The 17,790-nt window shown below is 58.6% G+C and carries 16 protein-coding genes; 11 read left to right on the top strand and 5 right to left on the bottom strand.

Annotated elements, in window-relative coordinates:
• Nucleotides 1–18 precede the first annotated feature (18 nt).
• The 3 genes from MFF62_RS24660 to MFF62_RS24650 all read right to left on the bottom strand — a co-directional run bounded on the left by MFF62_RS24660 (nucleotide 19) and on the right by MFF62_RS24650 (nucleotide 2,858).
• On the bottom strand, nucleotides 19–1,104 hold the full coding sequence (locus tag MFF62_RS24660; RefSeq protein WP_238265755.1) for an isocitrate/isopropylmalate dehydrogenase family protein: 1,086 nt from the start codon (nucleotides 1,102–1,104) through the stop codon (nucleotides 19–21).
• A gap of 7 nt (nucleotides 1,105–1,111) precedes the next feature.
• Nucleotides 1,112–1,789, bottom strand: a complete 678-nt coding sequence (locus MFF62_RS24655; protein ID WP_238265754.1) for a GntR family transcriptional regulator — start codon at nucleotides 1,787–1,789, stop codon at nucleotides 1,112–1,114.
• Nucleotides 1,790–1,943: 154 nt separating this feature from the next.
• Complete coding sequence (locus MFF62_RS24650; protein ID WP_238265753.1) at nucleotides 1,944–2,858, bottom strand: LysR family transcriptional regulator; 915 nt, start codon at nucleotides 2,856–2,858, stop codon at nucleotides 1,944–1,946.
• A gap of 134 nt (nucleotides 2,859–2,992) precedes the next feature.
• Between MFF62_RS24650 and MFF62_RS24645 the strand changes: the two genes are divergently transcribed.
• The 10 genes from MFF62_RS24645 to MFF62_RS24600 all read left to right on the top strand — a co-directional run bounded on the left by MFF62_RS24645 (nucleotide 2,993) and on the right by MFF62_RS24600 (nucleotide 14,114).
• Nucleotides 2,993–3,376, top strand: a complete 384-nt coding sequence (locus MFF62_RS24645; RefSeq protein WP_238265752.1) for a VOC family protein — start codon at nucleotides 2,993–2,995, stop codon at nucleotides 3,374–3,376.
• 99 nt (nucleotides 3,377–3,475) lie between these two features.
• Entirely contained in the window at nucleotides 3,476–4,444 is a 969-nt protein-coding gene (locus tag MFF62_RS24640) for a Bug family tripartite tricarboxylate transporter substrate binding protein (protein ID WP_238265751.1), read from the top strand.
• Nucleotides 4,445–4,465: 21 nt separating this feature from the next.
• A complete protein-coding gene (locus MFF62_RS24635) occupies nucleotides 4,466–6,001 on the top strand; it encodes a carboxylesterase/lipase family protein (RefSeq protein WP_238265750.1) in 1,536 nt (511 codons plus the stop codon).
• A 125-nt stretch (nucleotides 6,002–6,126) separates the two neighbouring features.
• On the top strand, nucleotides 6,127–7,071 hold the full coding sequence (locus MFF62_RS24630) for a LysR family transcriptional regulator (RefSeq protein WP_283205376.1): 945 nt from the start codon (nucleotides 6,127–6,129) through the stop codon (nucleotides 7,069–7,071).
• A 101-nt stretch (nucleotides 7,072–7,172) separates the two neighbouring features.
• Complete coding sequence (locus tag MFF62_RS24625) at nucleotides 7,173–8,357, top strand: CaiB/BaiF CoA transferase family protein (protein WP_238265748.1); 1,185 nt, start codon at nucleotides 7,173–7,175, stop codon at nucleotides 8,355–8,357.
• The gene (locus tag MFF62_RS24620) at nucleotides 8,354–9,262 is read left to right on the top strand and encodes an HpcH/HpaI aldolase/citrate lyase family protein (RefSeq protein ID WP_238265747.1); all 909 of its coding nucleotides are present in this window, start codon (nucleotides 8,354–8,356) and stop codon (nucleotides 9,260–9,262) included. The genes MFF62_RS24625 and MFF62_RS24620 overlap by 4 nt, the downstream gene beginning before the upstream one ends.
• A gap of 63 nt (nucleotides 9,263–9,325) precedes the next feature.
• Nucleotides 9,326–10,297 (top strand): Bug family tripartite tricarboxylate transporter substrate binding protein, encoded by a 972-nt coding sequence (locus tag MFF62_RS24615; protein ID WP_238265746.1) that lies wholly within the window; start codon nucleotides 9,326–9,328, stop codon nucleotides 10,295–10,297.
• 218 nt (nucleotides 10,298–10,515) lie between these two features.
• The gene (locus tag MFF62_RS24610) at nucleotides 10,516–11,469 is read left to right on the top strand and encodes a D-2-hydroxyacid dehydrogenase (RefSeq protein WP_238265745.1); all 954 of its coding nucleotides are present in this window, start codon (nucleotides 10,516–10,518) and stop codon (nucleotides 11,467–11,469) included.
• A gap of 30 nt (nucleotides 11,470–11,499) precedes the next feature.
• Complete coding sequence (pyk, locus tag MFF62_RS24605) at nucleotides 11,500–12,975, top strand: pyruvate kinase (protein ID WP_238265744.1); 1,476 nt, start codon at nucleotides 11,500–11,502, stop codon at nucleotides 12,973–12,975.
• Nucleotides 12,972–14,114, top strand: coding sequence for a glycerate kinase (locus tag MFF62_RS24600; protein WP_238265743.1), 1,143 nt, complete (start codon nucleotides 12,972–12,974; stop codon nucleotides 14,112–14,114). Before pyk ends, MFF62_RS24600 begins: the two co-directional genes overlap by 4 nt.
• 183 nt (nucleotides 14,115–14,297) lie before the next feature.
• Here the strand turns inward: MFF62_RS24600 and MFF62_RS24595 are convergent, their stop codons facing one another.
• Together MFF62_RS24595 and MFF62_RS24590 are read right to left on the bottom strand one after the other, a co-directional pair.
• Entirely contained in the window at nucleotides 14,298–15,260 is a 963-nt protein-coding gene (locus tag MFF62_RS24595; protein ID WP_238265742.1) for a hydroxymethylglutaryl-CoA lyase, read from the bottom strand.
• Nucleotides 15,261–15,327: 67 nt separating this feature from the next.
• On the bottom strand, nucleotides 15,328–16,641 hold the full coding sequence (locus tag MFF62_RS24590; RefSeq protein ID WP_283205375.1) for a dicarboxylate/amino acid:cation symporter: 1,314 nt from the start codon (nucleotides 16,639–16,641) through the stop codon (nucleotides 15,328–15,330).
• A gap of 170 nt (nucleotides 16,642–16,811) precedes the next feature.
• Between MFF62_RS24590 and MFF62_RS24585 the strand changes: the two genes are divergently transcribed.
• Nucleotides 16,812–17,732 carry a LysR family transcriptional regulator gene (locus MFF62_RS24585; RefSeq protein ID WP_238265741.1) on the top strand — a complete coding sequence of 307 codons (921 nt, stop codon included), beginning with the start codon at nucleotides 16,812–16,814 and terminating at the stop codon, nucleotides 17,730–17,732.
• Nucleotides 17,733–17,790: the final 58 nt, after the last annotated feature.

The raw sequence follows: 17,790 nt of genomic DNA, 5'->3' as shown, positions 1-17,790 counted from the left end.
GGGCGTTCCCTGATAGCTTTACAGATTACGGAGCACAGCGTTAGCGATGTCAGTCGTGGTGCTCGAGCCGCCGAAGTCGAACGGCATGACCTCTTTCTGAGCAAAGGATTTTTGCAGCGCTGACTCGATGGCGCGCGCGCCGTCTGCAAGCGTTGGGTCGTCATGGCGAACGGCTAGCCAGTCCAACATCATTGCCGCCGAGAGAATCATCGCGCTTGGATTGGCAATGCCGCGACCAGCAATATCCGGTGCGGTGCCATGCGCAGGCTGGAAGACTGCGTGTTCGTCACCGATGTCTGCCGACGGCGCCATGCCCATGCCGCCGACCAAGGCTGCGATGAGGTCGGAGAGGATGTCGCCAAACATATTCTCGGTAACCAACACGTCGTACTGCCACGGCTTCATGACCAGATTCAGGGCCATGGCATCCACGTACGCGTTTTCCGTGGTAATGGCCGGGAACTCCTTGGCTCGCTCCACGAAGATGTCACGCCAGTAAGCCATGGAGGTGAACACGTTGGCCTTGTCCACGTTCGTGACATGGCCGCGTTTGCCGGTGGCTTTACGTTGCTCGGCGAGCCGTAGCGCGAAGTCACATACACGAGCGGTGCCCTTGTGGGTAATCTTCATCGTGTCCAAGGCGTACGAGTCGCCGCCGGAACCTTCGATGGTTCCTCGGCCGCGCGCAAAGAAAAGGCCTTCCGTGCTTTCACGCACGAGAACCAAGTCGATTTCGGCTGCGCGTGGGTCACGCAGCGGCACCGGCAAGCCTTGCCAGGTCCTGATGGGACGCACACCTGCGTACAAGTCGAGCGCGAAGCGGATATCGAGCTGCGGGATGACTTCGGTGCCATCTTTTGCGCGTACGTGAGGCAGACCCATTGCGCCGAACAGAATGGCGTGCGCTTTCCGACAGGCGCTCAGAGTCGAATCGGGCAACGCGGTGCCCGTCTCCGCGTAGAGCTGCGCCCCTGCCGGATGCACCGTCGTCGTGAACTTGCGCCCGATGCGTGGCTCAAGCGCACGAAGGACTTCGAGGGCGGCATTCATAACTTCAATGCCAATGCCGTCACCCGGCAGAACAGCGATATCGTAGCTAGTCACGCGTGCCTCACATGTGTGCGAGCTTGTATTGCTCGAAGATTGCCAATAGTTCTCGGCTGGCCCGCTCCCTATGCGAGCGGTTCTCGCGGGCGGCACCTTCTGCATCCCCAGCGAGCAGCCGCGCCAGCAGGGCACGGTGCTCTTGCGTCGAGTTCACGGGCTTGGGGCGCAGCCTCAGAGAGAACATCCGCGCACGATGAGCGCGGTCCCAGTGCTTCATGACGGCTTCCGCGAGCAGTTTATTGTCGGCCAGCTCTAGCAATGCGACGTGGAAGTGCTCGTCTGCGCGGGCCCATGCCTCTAGGTCATCAGCCTTGAGCGCCAGTTCCATCTCGTCAGTGGCAGTCGTCAGCGGAGCCAGTTCTCGACTGCTCGGCTTCTTGCGCGCGACCAGTTCCGCTGCCATGCATTCAAGCGCGGTCAGTACTTCATAGATTTCCCGCATGTCATTGGGCGACACGGGCAGCACCAGCATTCCATGGCGTGGTACCAAATCAATCAAGCGCTCGGCGTGGAGGCGGACCAGCGCCTCATGCACAGGCGTGCGGCTCATCCCAAGTGCGAGGGCCACCTCTTGTTCGAGAGCGCGGTATCCCGGGGGCCAGGCGTTGTCCAGAATACGCTGGCGAATCTTGTCGTAAGCCGCGTCGGCCAGCGATGCGGTGGGCATTGGTTTGATATTCATCTCTGCGTGAAGCTGACGCCCCAAGGCTATGCATGCGTTAACGCATACTTTAATGCATACGTTGTTTGGCGCGAGATGGGGAAAACCCTCTGGGCTTCAGAGATAAATGCGGAGGCTCCCAGGACGACCGCAGGAGCGCTGCGCTAGGGCCCGGCTAATTCGAAGACTTGCTCAAGTGCTCTACAAGGAGGGCGGCGGACCCGGCCAAGGCTCGGGCTGAGCTAGTCGCAATGAGAAGTCTCCGGTTGGCCCATGCATCTGAAACCCGTATGGCCTTCAGGCCCATAGGCTCAAGCTTCCGGAAGCAGGCGCCGATGGGCAGTACCCCGATTCCCAGGTTCGACGCAATCATCTCGGACATTGCATCGAAGCTGCGCACTTGGACGCGTAAGCGCAATGGGAAGCCGCTGTCATGGGCCGCGTTGGAGATGGTGTTCAGCAGTGAGCTTCCACGGTTTAGGCCAACGAAGTCGTATGAAAGGCAGCTACGGAAGTCGATTTCATCCACCTCTGCCAAGGGATGCGTTTTTGAGCAAAGGACGACCAGGCGGTCAACTCGGTAGGGCAGGACGTTCAATCCGTGCGTAGGAGGCCCCTCAACGAAAATTCCAACATCTGCCATTCCTTCCACCAGTGCGCGGACGATGTCGCCGCTTAGCTGTTCCTCAACCTCGACCCGTGTGTCGGGATATAGATGCAGGAAGCTCTCAAGTGCCGCGGGAAGGAACTGAACCAGAGCGGACATGTTGGCCCACAGCCGAACGTGACCCCGAGACCCGTTCGAATACTCGCTCAGTTCGTTACTGAACAACTCGAATCCCTGGAAAAGTCGCATTGCATGTTGCAGGGCCACGTGCCCGGCCGGCGTCAACCGAATCCCGTGCGCCGTTCTTTCCAGCAGGACAGCCTTCGACGCAGCCTCAAAATCCGAGATGCGCCGGCTTGCTGCGGATAACGCGAGGTTGCATCGCTCCGCCCCCTTGGTAATGCTGCCCGTCTGGGCGACGGCGCAAAAGAGCCGAAGTGTGACGAAGTCGACGCGTGCGGGATTGATGAGGTCCTGTGTCATTGCCGGATGTTAGCAGTCCGAAAAGGTGATGCCTTCTCAAAACACGAAGGCTACATGCGAAATTAGGAATTCCTCTCCCAGTTTCAGCGGGAATAAATTGAGACCATTCGCGAATTCGCAAGAAGGGGGCATCTGTGATTCACCACTTGGACCATCTCGTCTTGACCACCAGCAACGAAAAGGCGTGTGTTGATTTCTACGTCGGCCTGCTGGGGATGACTCTTGAGACATTTGGCGAAGGCCGCAAGGCATTCAAGTTCGGCGAGCAAAAAATCAACCTGCACGTGAAGGGGCACGAATTTGAGCCGAAGGCTCATCTGCCAGTGCCAGGCGCACTGGACCTGTGCTTTATCGCATCCTTTCCACTCGATGACGTCATCAAGCAACTGAACGAGAAGGGTGCCCGCATCATCGAAGGCCCGGTTGCCCGGACCGGCGCGAACTATCGAATTCGCTCCATCTACCTCCGGGACCCAGACCTAAACCTCATCGAGATTTCTGAGAGAGCAGATGGCTGACGAATTCTCAGCCCGCCTCAGACAATCGCGGTACTCATCAAAAAATGGGACGACTCCATAGGGTCGCCTGCAAAAAAAATATCAACTAGGAGACACAAAATGAACTGGAGCGCGAAAGCCTCCGTGACGACGCTCGTCCTCACGCTAGCGACGTCGGCGTTTGCAGCCGACGCCTACCCAAGCAAGCCCATTACGATGATTGTGCCGAGCGCACCTGCTGGCTCGACGGATATCGTCGCACGGCTTGTTGGCGAACAACTGGCCAAGGACCTTGGGCAGCCTATCGTTATCGAAAACCGGCCTGGTGCCAGTGGCAATATTGGTACCGAGGCCGTAGCCCGGGCCAAGCCGGACGGCTACACGCTTCTCATGCAGTATTCCGGTTATCACGTGGGCAATCCCGCGTTGTTCCCGCAGGCACGCTGGAAGCCCTCTGACTTCGCGTCAGTTGCTCTCGTCATGCGCGCCCCCCATGTGGTCGTGGTCAGCGGAAAGATTCCAGCACAAAACCTCAAAGAGCTCATCGCGTTTGGCAGGAAGGACAATCGTGGTCTCTTCTATGCGTCATCGGGAAATGGCTCCATCCAGCATATCGCTGGCGTCATGTTCGGCAAGCAGGCAATGGTTCCTGTTACCCACGTCCCGTACAAAGGAGCCGGCCCCGTGGTAAGTGACCTCATTGGTGGTCAGGTGGACATGTTTGTCACCACGCCGCCTTCTGTCATTGGCCAGGTCAAAGCAGGAAAAATGAAGGCGCTGGCTTACACAGGTCCCAAGCGTCATCCGTCCATGCCCGATGTGCCAACGTCCGCTGAAGCAGGCTTGCCGGGCTACGACGTCGAGTCCTGGTTTGCTGTCTTTGCTCCCGCTGGAACTCCTCCCGACATCGTCAAGAGGCTCTCAGTTGCGATTAAGAAAGTCGTAGACAGCGCGGACTATCGCAAGAAGATTGAAGAGCAGGGTGGATTTGCAGCCTACATGGACCCTGGAGCGCTCGACAAGTTCGTGTCCCAGGAGCTTTCCACTTGGGCAAAGGTCATCAAGGACGGGAACATCACCGCCGAATAACAATAGTCCCCGGAGACAATGATGAGAGCCAAATACTTGGCCGCAGCAGTGATTGGCATTGCCATCGCGACTACTTGTAATGCCGCTGGCATGTCGACAGTGAAGACAGAAGGCGGTGAAGTCTCTGGAATTGGCGATGCTGTAAAGAGCTACCGAGGTATTCCGTATGCGGCTGCGCCGGAAGGGCAGCTTCGATGGAAAGTCCCACAGCCCGTTCAACCTTGGACGGGCGTGCTTGATGGAAGCCGCTTCGGACCCGACTGCCCACAGCCCGCCGAGTACCCTGAGTTGCGCGGTAACGGCATGAGCGAGGACTGTCTGCGGGTGAACGTGTGGACACCAGCCCACGCCGCTACCGACAAGCTTCCCGTCATGGTCTGGATTCATGGTGGTGGATTTCGGTATGGCTCCGGTTCGCATCCCACATACGACGGCGAAGCGCTCTCACGCAGGGGTGTGGTGGTCGTGACCATCAACTACCGGCTGGGTCTTCTGGGCTTCCTCGCACATCCCGCGCTTGCGGCTGAATCGCCGACTCATACGTCGGGGAACTACGGTTTAATGGACCAGATGGCGGCCTTGCGTTGGGTACAGCGAAACATCGCGGAATTTGGCGGCGACCCGTCAAAGGTGACCGTCTTTGGTCAGTCGGCAGGCGCGCATTCCATCAGTACGATGCTGCTGTCGCCCAAGTCGAAAGGCTTGTTCCAGCAGGCCATTATGCAAAGTGTCGGCGTGCTGCGGCCGCAGGCCACACAAGCAGAAGCACAAGCATTTGGAGCGCAGTATGGTGATATTGCATCGCTGCGCAAGCTCTCAGGAAAGCAACTGGTCGAACTGCAGAGCAAAGGTCCGAAATCAGACGGGCGGATGACTGTTCCGGCGATGATTAGCATCGTCCAGGATGGAGATATCGTTGCGCAGCCCGACTATCAGGTCATCGCCTCCGGCTCGCTTTCTTCCATTCCGATTCTGATAGGAAGCAACGCTGACGAAGGTGGGCGTGCGGCGAAGGGATACGTGCAGTCGTCCGTGTCCAATTACCTCTCGTATGTAGACCGGAATTTCCCTGGCTTTGAATCGAAGGCGCGAGCCGAGTACGGTGTGCAGTCCGACACGCGGATTTACAAGATGACAGCCGATATGTACAGCGATACGCAATTCAACTACGGCACGCGCGAGCTGCTTCGCGCATACGCAAAAGCTGGATTGCCGGCATATCGCTACCTCTTCTCTCGGCACCGCAACGATGCTGTTGCAGAACCTGTGCACGGTGACGAATTGCAGTACGCATTCGATAACCTGACCGCGTCGCACCGCGGCAAGCAACTGCCGTTCACAGACGTGGATACTAGGATTGCAGGGGCGATGGCTGACGCATGGGTGAGTTTCGCAAAGACGGGGAAGCCGGGGAGCCCGGAGGAGGTCGCGTGGCCCATGTTCCAAACTTCGCAGGAGCGGTATATCGAGTTCGGCAACGCGGTGCAGCCTGGAAGTGGGTTCAACAATAGCCGGCTGGACCTCGTCCGGGACTACTACGCGAGCGTTCGGCGCTAGCCGAAGATAGAAAGCGGGCCTCGTGAGGGGCCCAACTAGTCCGAACAATCGGAGCCGCGGCAAACGGCTCGCAAGGCTGAACTTCCGCCAGCAGGGCGGAGGTGGGATGGGTTTCCGCATCGGTTATGCTTTCCGCTCGCAGCCTCTACCTACCTATTGCCCCTAAGATTGTGCGGATAGACCCAACAACCCTAAGCATTTTTCTCACTGTCGTTGAGGAGCAGAGTTTGGCACGAGCTGCCGAACGGCATTTCATGGCAGCTTCGGCGGTGAGTAAGAGAATCAGCGACCTGGAGGATGCCCTGTCGGCTCGCCTTCTGGACAGGCACAGCGGAGGTGTTCGTCCCACCGCCGCCGGCTTGGAACTCGTTGAGCATGCCAAAGGCGTCGTCGACTTGCTTCAGCGCTTGCGTGCCGACATGAGTCAGTACAGCGAGGGCACGAAAGGTGACGTTCGCGTTTACGCGAATAGTACGTCGATAGTTGGCTTCCTAGACCGCGACCTTCCGGAGTTCCTTGTTCGCTACCCCCAGGTCGAGGTAAGACTGGAGGAGTGGAGCAGTCCATATATTGTCCGGTCTTTGAAGGACGGGCTGGCCGATGTCGGCCTATTCTGGTCTGAGACGCCTCACGCAGGGCTTGAGACAGTACCTTATCGCTTGGCTCGCCTTGTCGCGGTTGTTCCTGATGGCCACGCACTGACCGGAAAATCGGGCGTGCATTTCGCGGAGACACTGGACTTCGCGCATGTCGCGTTCCACGAAGGCAGCATGATTCATCGGCTGTCCGTCCAGGCAGCCGAAGGGTTACAACGCCCCATCCGCACACGGCTCCAGGTTACGAGCTTCGACGCCATGAGAACGATGGTGTCCGCCGGCGTGGGGATTGGCATCATGACGGACGTGACTGTTGCTGCAAAGCACAATAGAGGTGAACTATGCACGGTTCCTTTGCTGGATGAATGGGCCGGGCTGGAAATGAAGATTGGCTATCGCGACTACGATGCCCTCCCGCGTGCGGCGCAACAATTTGTCGAGCATTTGTCACAGGCGTCGCAGACCACTACCTGAGCCATCAACATCTGGAACGGCCGCCATCGAAATCCAATGATTTACGGGTGCCGGAGCATTTCCGACACTAGCCACTCAAGCAACAAGATGGCTGGTGCCCCATGAATCTCCCGTTGGACGGAATCACAGTAGTAGCGCTCGAGCAGGCAATCGCAGCGCCGATGGCAACGCGTCACCTGGCAGATTGGGGTGCACGCGTCATCAAGGTCGAGCGCCCGGAGGTCGGTGACTTCGCTCGTGGCTATGACAAGGTCATGCATGGCATGTCCAGCCAGTTCGTCTGGACGAACCGCACAAAGGAGAGCGTCGCCCTGGATATCAAGACCGAGGACGGCCGCCGTGCGCTCGATGCGCTGCTCGAGAAGGCCGACGTTTTCCTGCAGAATCTTGCCCCCGGCGCGGCCAAGAAACTTGGCCTGGACGCGAAAAGCATCGTTGCCCGCCATCCCTCAATGATTGCTTGCGACATCTCGGGCTACGGTTCGACCGGTCCATATCGTTCCAAGAAGGCGTACGACTTGCTGGTCCAATGTGAGACCGGCTTCCTGTCCATTAACGGGACGCCGGAAGCGCAGGCTAAATGCGGCTTGTCTATTGTCGACATTGCCACGGGCATGTACGCCCTGAACGGCGTCCTCATGGCTTTGTACCGCCGCGAGCGGACGGGAAAGGGAACCGCATTCGAGGTCTCGCTATTCGACAGCATGACTGAGTGGATGAGCTATCCGGCTTACTACACGCGCGACAGCGGGACGCCCCTTACGCGCGCCGGTGCGCGACACGCCACCATTGCACCGTATGGGCCGTTCAAGGCCGGGGATGGCAAGGCAGTATTTTTTGGCATCCAGAACGAACGCGAGTGGCAAGCCTTTTGCGCTCGGGTTCTCGAGGACGCGTCTATCGCCGCCGAACCGCGCTTCAATACGAACCCCCACCGGCTTGCGAACCATGCCGAGCTGGAGGCCGTGATTACGGAGCGGTTCGCCAAATGGTCGAGCGACGAGGTCGCCGAAAAGCTTGACGCCGCATCCATTGCCAATGCCCGTCTCAATGATGTCGCTGAGTTTCTCCAGCATCCGCAGCTTCACGAACGCGACCGAATCCGTACCGTCGACAGCCCGGTTGGGCCGCTTCAGGTGTTCAAGCCGCCGCTCATCATTGAGGGCATTGAACCGGTGCTCGGTCCTGTGCCAGCTGTCGGCGAGCATACGGCTCAGGTTCTTGCCGAACTTGGCTTGGGTGAAGCAACGCTTGAGTCGGCGTCCGGTGCTGGGAGCGCACAATGAGAATTACGCGAACCTATCTCGCCGTTCCTGCCCATCAGGACAAGCTGGTGGCGTCTGCCGCACGCTCGGATGCAGATGCCGTCTTTCTGGATTTGGAAGACGCCGTTCCCGAGACGATGAAGGCAGCGGCACTCGGCGCGGCAGTGCGCGCCATTAACGGACTCGAGTGGGGTGACAAGGTCATCGTAGTACGGGTTAACGGCGCGGGACTCCGCCAACGGCAGGAAATCGAGACTCTAGTGCGGTTTGCATCGAGGCTCAACGGCGTGCTACTCCCCAAGGTCGAATCCGCTGACGAAATCGCCGCCGTGCAGCAGCAGGTCGCGGGGACGGCCGTCGCCATCGAAGCCATGATTGAGACAGCCAAAGGCCTGGTGTACTGCGAGCAAATCGCTGCCGCAGGCGGGAGCCTCGAAGCACTGCATTTCGGCGTGGGCGACTTTGGCGCCTCGATTGGGGCAAAGGGCGTCGAAATCGGTCTGTCGCATCCTCAGTACACGATGATATCCCGCGCGGAAGCCGGTTATGCCAATACGGCGCTCGACATGTGGGCCTATCCGATGATGCGCATCCTGGTTGCGGCCCGCGCATTTGGGCTGCGAGCGATTGACGGTCCTTGCGGTGCCTTCCGCGATGCAGCGCTCAGTGAATCGAGTGCGCTGAAGGCAGCAGCTATGGGCTATGACGGCAAGCAGGTCATTCATCCCATGCAACTGGCCTTCACGAATCGAGCATTCACACCCACGGATGAAGAGTACGCAGCGGCTCAGCGGGTTGTGGCTGCGCTTGCTGAAGCCGAACGGGAAGGGCGTGGCGCCGTTCAGCTGGATGGAAAGTTGGTGGACTACGCCAACATCCGGATGGCAAAGAAGGTTGTCGAGGTCCGAGACCGCGCGGTGGCTTGAGAAAGCGGATTTTCAGTTTAGCCAGCCACGTCAGAGGGCCGGTAACCCCCAAGGAGACACGAAATGAATCGACCGGTTCGCATGGCACTTGCCTGCGTTCTTTTCGGCGCGTCGCTCGCGAACGCCGCTGCTACGGACAACTATCCGTCGAAGCCTGTAACCATCGTGGTGCCGCAAGCGCCCGGCGGAACGAACGACATCGTCGGCCGAATTATTGGTGCCGCACTTTCCCAGTCTACTGGGCAGCAGTTTATCGTTGACAATCGACCGGGCGCCGGCGGCAACATCGGCAGCCAGTATGCGGCTCGCAGCAATCCGGATGGCTACACGGTTCTGCTCACCATCAGTAGCACCCAGGCCATCAACCCAGCGCTGTACAAGAGAATTCCATTCGACCCGGTGAAGGACTTCGAGCCGGTGGCGCTTGTGGCCAGCGTACCGAACGTCCTGGTAGCCAACCCTGCGTTTCCGGCGAACAACATGAAGGAACTCATTGCCTTGGCGAAGAGCAAGCCGAACGAATACCGCTTTGGTTCGGCAGGCAATGGTTCACTGAATCACCTGTTGGGCGAAATGCTGAACAACATGGCCGGCATTTCCTTGGAGCATGTGCCATATAAGGGGGTTGGCCCGGCGCTCAACGACCTGTTGGGCAACCAAATTCCGTTGGCTTTCGCTAGCCTTCCGTCGGTCATTTCCCATATCAAAGCCGGCAAGCTGAAAGCACTCGGGGTGAGTTCCGCCAAGCGCTCCAGCGCCGCACCAGACATCCCGGCCATTGCTGAAACCATCCCCAACTACAACGGGGACCTTTGGGTCGCGCTCTACGCCGTGCATGGCACACCGAAGGATGTCCTGACCAAGCTGACGAATGCGGTGGACAAGGTTCTTGACGACAAGTCTGTCCAGGAAAAGCTGAGGGCCCAGGGGGCAGATTTGCCGCGAGCAACCCCGCAACAGCTTTCCGGCATGTTGAAGACCGACATGGAAAAGTGGGCCAAGATTGTCAAAACGTCTGGCGCGACGGTTGACTAAGGCGAAGCAGCAGCGAGATAAGGAAGGCATGACCACATAACCTTTTCCATTTGGGAAAGGACGGTCAACAAAACCGCGATTCACCTATCGCAGCCTTCCAGTCATCATGCAAGCGGATAGCGGGCGGCCTTGCCGCCCGCTATCCGTTCCATCAAGTTGGCGAGTCCCAACGAGGCCCGCGCGAAATTCACTTCTGACCGTATCCCGGCACTATTCCCATGAAGATTGTATTCCTGGACCGTTCGACCATCTCCCCGCAGACGACGCTCAAGACGCTGCCTTTCTCGCATGAGCTCGTCCTCCACGACGAGACGGCCGACGCACAAGTAGCGGAGCGCATCGCCGACGCTGATGTCGTGATTACCAACAAGGTGAAGCTCAGTGGCCAGCAGCTGGAGAGCGCGACGAAACTGAAGCTCGTCGCCGTTGCGGCGACCGGCACGGATGTCGTGGACATCAAGGCATGTGCGGCGCGCGGCGTTGTCGTCTCCAACATTCGCAACTACGCCGTGCACACGGTTCCCGAACACACATTTTCGCTGATATTCGCGCTGCGCCGCAGCCTGACGGCCTATCACGATGCTGTGCGGAAGGGCCGGTGGCAGGAGGCTGGGACGTTTTGCTTCTTCGATTACCCCATCAAAGACCTGCATGGCTCGGTACTGGGCATCATCGGTGATGGGGTGTTGGGGCAGTCCGTTGCGGCGCTGGCTCGCGCGCTGGGCATGCAGCCGCTCTTCTCTACTTACAAGGGGCGCAATGACATGGGGCCTCTGTATACGCCGTTTGAAGACGTGCTCCGCCGCAGCGACATCATCACGCTGCATTGCCCGCTGACGCCGCAGACACGCAACCTCATCGACGCCGCGGAATTCGACATGATGGAAAAGCGCCCCTTGCTCATCAATACGGCACGAGGCGGCCTCGTGAACGAATCTGCGCTTGCCAATGCGCTGAAGGCGGGGAAGGTATCTGGCGCGGGCTTCGACGTCGCCACGCAAGAGCCGCCGGGCGAAGACCATCCTTTCAATCAGTTGAAAGACGAGCCCAACTTCATTCTGACTCCCCACGTTGCCTGGGCCAGCGACGAAGCCGTCCAAGGTCTGACGGACCAGTTGTTCGACAACATCGCGGCGTTTGTCCAGGGCAGTCCGCGTAACGTCGTAGTTTGACCGGAACTTTTCTGCCAAAGGGCGAACACCATGAGACGCTATCGTAAAGCTAAGATTGTCGCGACGCTGGGGCCTGCGACGTCCTCCCTGGATGCCATTCGCTCGCTGTTCGCGGCTGGAGCCGATGTCTTTCGATTCAACTTCAGCCACGGGTCCCATGAGACCCATCAGCAGAACTATGGCTTTGTCCGTCAGGTTGAGGCGGAAACAGGGCGGCCGATTGCGGTGTTGGCAGACTTGCAGGGCCCAAAGCTACGAATCGGATTGATGCGCGAGCCGAGCACGCTGGTCGAGGGCGAGCAATTCGTTCTCGACCGCTCGCAGGAGCTAGGAGATGCCAGTCGCGTGTGTCTGCCGCACCAGGAGCTCTTTGACTGTGCCGAGCCAGGGAAGACGCTATTGATTGATGATGGGAAGTTGCAGCTGCGCGTCGAGACCGTCGAGGCAGATAGGATGACTACCACCGTCGTTACCGGTGGCGTCCTTTCTTCGCGCAAGGGTGTAAACGTTCCCGATGCAGTCATCCCAATACCTGCGTTGACCGAGAAAGATATCGCTGACCTGGAGTTCGCGCTTCGTATGGGGGCAGACTGGGTCGCGCTTAGCTTTGTGCAGACTGCGGAGGATGTGACCGCTGCGAAAGCGCGCATTGCCGGCCGTGCGACGGTGGTTGCGAAGCTGGAAAAGCCTGCAGCCATCGAACATCTCGAACAGATTGCATTGCAGGCGGATGCGGTGATGGTTGCCCGTGGGGACCTTGGCGTAGAGCTGCCACCTGAACGTGTGCCCGCTGTGCAAAAGCGTATTTCCCGAGTGTGCCGACAGTTAGGACGTCCGGTAATTGTCGCGACACAGATGCTGGAGTCGATGATTTCCGCTCCTGTTCCCACACGGGCAGAAGCATCGGACGTCGCCAGCGCAATTTACGACGGCGTGGATGCGGTGATGCTCTCGGCTGAGTCTGCTTCCGGTCGGTACCCGCGCGAAGCTGTCCAGATGATGGACCGGATTATCCGTGAAGTTGAGGCTGACCCGCTCTACCGGAACATGATTGATGCGCAACAGGTCTCCGCGCTCTCGAATCGACAGGATGCCGTGTGCGGTGCTCTTCGCGACATTACCCGCACAGTCGGTGCTAAGACCACGATTGCCTACACATCGTCAGGTGCGACGGCGTTGCGGGCCGCTCGTGTGCGGCCCCAGACGCCGATTGTCGGGGTGACCCCATCTCTCGAAGTGGCGCGCCGGATGTGCCTTACATGGGGCGTACACGCATCCGTGGTACCTGACGTCAAGGATGTAGATGAGATGATTGCAGTGGCCAGTAACGCGGCATTGACCGAAGGATTCGCCTCAGAGGGAGAAGAAATCGTCATCGTTGCCGGTATGCCGTTCGGCATGCATGGCTCGACCAATATGGTACACGTTGCCCGCGTCGCAAAATTGCCGGAATTGGCTCGTGCCGATGGAGCGATTGTTCACACGTTCGAAGGGGTGCCGGCATGAGCGAGGTAGGATTTCGTGTTCTGGTTGCCCCCGACTCATTCAAGGGCAGCTTGGGCGCCTCGGTTGTGGCAGAACGCATCCGTGCCGGGGTTCTGAGGGCTGTGCCTGAAGCCCAGGTAACATTGGCTCCCATTGCCGATGGTGGTGAGGGTACAGCAGAGGTCCTCGCTGCAACCTTGCCTGGCGAGTGGAGTGACGTGCGGGTTTCCGACGCGAATGGCGCAGAGAAGAGGGTGCGGTATTTTCGTGGAAAGAGCGCCGAGTTCGGTTCGATAGCGTTTCTCGAGGTGGCGGACGTCGTTGGGCTCCCGCACGCTGTGGTTGAACCAGAGAGGCGAACAACTAAGGGAATCGGCCAGGCTATCAGGCAGATTGCTGCTCGCGGCGTGGATACCATCGCCGTTGGCCTTGGCGGTTCCTCCACCAACGAGGCCGGCTCTGGCATGTTGTCGGAACTTGGATTCCGGTTTATGGACGCCACTGGTTCATCATTGTCTCCGATTCTCGAGAACCTCCAAGAAGTTCGGGAGATTCATACGGAAGCACTGGATGCCTTGGCGGGTGTGCGTCTTATCGGACTTTCGGACGTCAACAGCCCGTTGTGCGGCCCTTCCGGGGCCACCTATGTCTTCGGTCCTCAGAAGGGGGTCAAAGCGCTCGCCGCTGTCGACGCTACGCTGCTGCGATTTGCTGAGCGCTGTTCAGCCAGAATCGGAATCGATTTTGCTCAGGACGAGGGTAGTGGCGCCGCGGGTGGGATTGGATTCGCCTTGCGTCTGCTGGGTGCGGAAATGGTCTCCGGCGCCACGTTCGTGCTGAGGGCTGCTGGCATCCAGGAAGGGCTGAGAGACTTCCATTGGGTTATTACCGGAGAAGGACGGTCCGACTCACAGACGATGATGGGAAAGGGACCAGCAATGATTGCCACGATGGCAAGAGACGCTGACGTACCCGTTTCCCTCATATCGGGCGCGTTGGAGCCGAGCGATGAGTTGACTGCGGCTTTCGATGGATGTATCTCAATCCAGCAAGGTCCTGCATCGCTGAGCTATGCCATGGAGAACGCCGGTGTTCTGCTTGAAGACGCTTCTCTCCAACTAACTCGTCTTTTCGCTTCTGCGCGGCATCGGAGAGCATAGCTGTCGAGCAACCGTACTGCGTTAAAAAAGGGCCAGTCGCGCAGCACGCGCACTGGCCCTGTCTTTTTTGGTGAAGCTCTCTGAGGCCTGAGGGCCGAAGCAAGTAGCCCGAACGTTGACAATGAACTACGGCCAAGGCCCACCGGAGCGGGCTTTGGCCGTCATGCTTCTAATCGGCTGGGCCTAGTTAGGGGAGGTTGCGAATGCATTCTGCTCCGGCAGACTTTCAGTCGACGGCATCGGATGGAGGTCAGAGCGGCGACCTGCCTTCAGGAGCTGACTCGGGACATCGTGGCCGATGAGGTCGGGAAGGCGTGCTGATGCGGCGAGGATGGCAGCCAGGTCCACCCCCGTGTTGTAGCCGTCCAGCTCCAGCATGTGGACCAATTCTTCCGTGCAGACGTTGCCAGTCGCGCCCGGCGCGTAGGGGCAACCACCAAGACCGCCCAGAGATGCATCGAATCGGTCGATGCCGCCGTCCAGCGCTGCCAGGGTATTCGCAAGAGCCAAACCGCGCGTGTTGTGGAAGTGCATGGTGAGCTCGAGGGCTGGGAACTGGCGTTTGGCTGCCTCGCAAAGTGCTTTCACCTGAGACGGATAGGCCATTCCAGTGGTATCGCACAGGGTCACGCCATGCGCACCCAGGTCGGCGAATCGTTGCATCCAGTCAAGTACGGTCTCGACGGGTACATCGCCTTCCATCGGGCAACCCATCGCTGTAGACAAGGAAACGTTGATGGCGGTTGGAGTGGTACGGACAACCTGGATGACGTCAGAGAGTTGAGCAAAAGACTGCTCGCGCGACATGCGAAGGTTCGTGCGATTGTGGCTCTCACTCACCGACATGACGAGGTTTACTTCGTCGACATTGCAGGAAAGGGCACGTTCGGCGCCGCGGACGTTGGGGACGAGGACCGTGTAGACAACGCCCTCCTGACGAGTGATGAGATGCATCACAGCTTCAGCGTCCCTAAGGGCGGGGATGGCCTTGGGCGAGGTGAACGATGTCACCTCTACTTTCGCATAGCCACAAGCGCTGAGGGCATTGACGAGACTTACCTTGTCTTCCGTCTCGACGAACTTCGATTCGTTCTGAAAGCCATCGCGCGTTGCGACCTCTTGAATGTGAATCTTCTTGGCGGACATGATGCTTCCTCGTTGAGTTGGCTTGCTAACTGGGCAGTCTGATGCCAGCGATTGGAGCCGTCACTGATTAATTGAAGTCGGGACCCTGCTGAAGTTCGCGATGGAGCGTTTCTTCGTCGAGAACCTTTTCCCATTTGGCGACCACGATGGTTGCGATGCCATTTCCGATGACGTTTACGATGGCGCCACCTTCTGAGATGAAACGATAGACACCGAGAACGAGCACCAGTCCAGCTACAGGGAAACCAGGAATCGTCCCAAGCGTAGCGGCCAGGACGATGAATGCGCCGCCGCTCACACTTGCTGCCCCCTTCGAGGTCAAGAGCAGAATCGCCAACAGCGTGATTTGATGTCCCAGCGACAGGTACGTGTCGGTGGCCTGTGCAATGAAAATGGCCAGTACGGTCATGTTGATGCAGCTGCCATCCAGATTGAAGGAGTACCCGGACGGGACGACGAGACCGACTGCCGACTTGTCGCAGCCGAGTCGTTCGAGCTTTGCCATCAGGCGTGGTAGCGCCGATTCGGACGACGATGTGCCCAAAACAATCAGCAGCTCTTCGCGGATGTATCGCAAAAAGCGGAACAGGCTGAACCCGGCGAGCCGACAGACCGCGCCGAGCACAATTACGACAAATAGGACAGCCGTCAGGTAATACGTCGCGAGCAACTGCCCATAGGAGGCCAGCGACCCAATGCCATATTTCCCTATGGTGAAGGCGATGGCTCCGAAGGCGCCAAGAGGCGACACGTACATCACGATTCGAACCATGTTGAAGAACGTGTTCGCTGCGGAGTCGATAACGTCCAGCATGGGCTTGCCTTTCTCGCCGAGCATCTGCAAGGCGAAGGCAAAGATAACGGAGATGAACAAGACCTGGAGGAGGTCACCCTCGGCAAACGCGCCAATCACCGTATGGGGAATGATATGTGAGAGGTAGCCGACTACGGTTTGTTCATGCGCTGCCTTCGTGTAGGCCGCAATGGAGGATGCGTCGAGAGTGGCCGGGTCGACATGCATGCCCACCCCAGGCTTCATGATGTTGACGACCAGTAAGCCAATCGCGAGCGCCAGGGTGGTCATGACCTCGAAGTAGATGAGGGCCTTGCCGCCCAGACGACCGACCGCCTTGATGTCACGCATGCTGGCAATGCCATGCACAACGGTACAGAAGATGAGCGGAGCGACCATCAGCTTCACGAGCTTCAGAAAGTTGTCGCCCAACGGCTTCATGGCTTGCGCGGCGTTGGGATAGAAGTGGCCGAGAAGGATGCCGATGGCAACGGCGATGAGCACCTGCACATACAGATGCTTGTACCACTTGTTTTGGGGATGTTCGGCGGTCACGGCCGGGGATATGGCCGAGTGCATTGTGGGCATAACTGTCTCCTGCTACTACCTTTGCCCGGCGGCTAATTCCGCTCGTTGGTAGCGCTATTTTTTGACTTATGCCTACGTAGGAGAATCAGTCATCTTTCAACGACCCTTTCCATATTGGAAAGGCAAGCAGTCCGGGAGTACCATACGAAACCCCTAAGCCGGACGCGTAAATGCTTAAGCCGACACATTTTGACCTGCAGTCGTTGAGAATCTTCATGCTGGTCGCTGAGAACGGCAGCGTCACGCGCGCTTCCGAGAAGGCGCACATGACAATGTCAGCCGTAAGCAAACGAATTGCGGACCTGGAGCGGACCGTCGATTGCCCCTTGTTCCAACGCTTGCCGCGCGGACTCATGCTGACTGCGGCCGGCCACGAACTCATGCGCCACGCGAAGAGCGTCCTGGAAACGGTGAACCGCATGTCGAGCGCGATGGGTGACTTCGCTATCGGCGTGCGCGGCCACGTCAGAGTCTGGGCCAATACCTCGGCAGTAGTTCAATTCCTGCCTGCCGACCTTGCCGCATTTTTGAGCAAAGAACCGCTCATCCGAATCAGTCTCGAGGAGAAGCTGAGCCATGAGGTCGTCGATGCGGTGATGGGAGGTGTTGCTGATGTTGGAGTGTTTGCCGACAACGTCCACGCGCCGGGACTTCAAAAATACCAATACCGAGAGGATTCGCTGGTCGTTTTGGTTCCTCCGGAACACCCGTTGGCGGGGCTTGCGGAGGTGTCGTTTGCAGACACGCTGGACTTCGACTTTGTGGGGCTTAACCAGGGTAGTTCGCTGCTGAATCGCATGAGTGAAGCCGCCGCGACTCTGGAGCGGGTTTTGAAGCTACGGATTCAGGTGACAAGTTTCGACGCAATTTGCCGGATGATTGAAGCCGGGCTAGGAATTGGCATTCTTCCGGCGGGTGCGGTTCGGCAGGAGATTTTGGTGGCAGGCCTGAGGGCCGTGCGGCTGTCAGACCCTTGGGCCAATCGGTCCCTTTGGCTCGGAGTAAAAGATGCCCGTGTGCTCCAACCGGAGGCCCTTAAGCTCGTGGAGCATCTTTGCGGCATGGAGTTGGACGTCTCCGGCGGCGCTTGAGGACGGACCCTTTCTGTTCAGGAAAGGGTAGATGAGCATACTGCAAAGTACTGAGCCC

Source organism: Cupriavidus pauculus (assembly GCF_022179805.1).
Lineage (GTDB): Bacteria > Pseudomonadota > Gammaproteobacteria > Burkholderiales > Burkholderiaceae > Cupriavidus > Cupriavidus pauculus_E.
The sequence above is the reverse complement of the archived record's forward strand: the minus strand, read 5'-3'. Positions and strand labels throughout refer to the sequence as shown.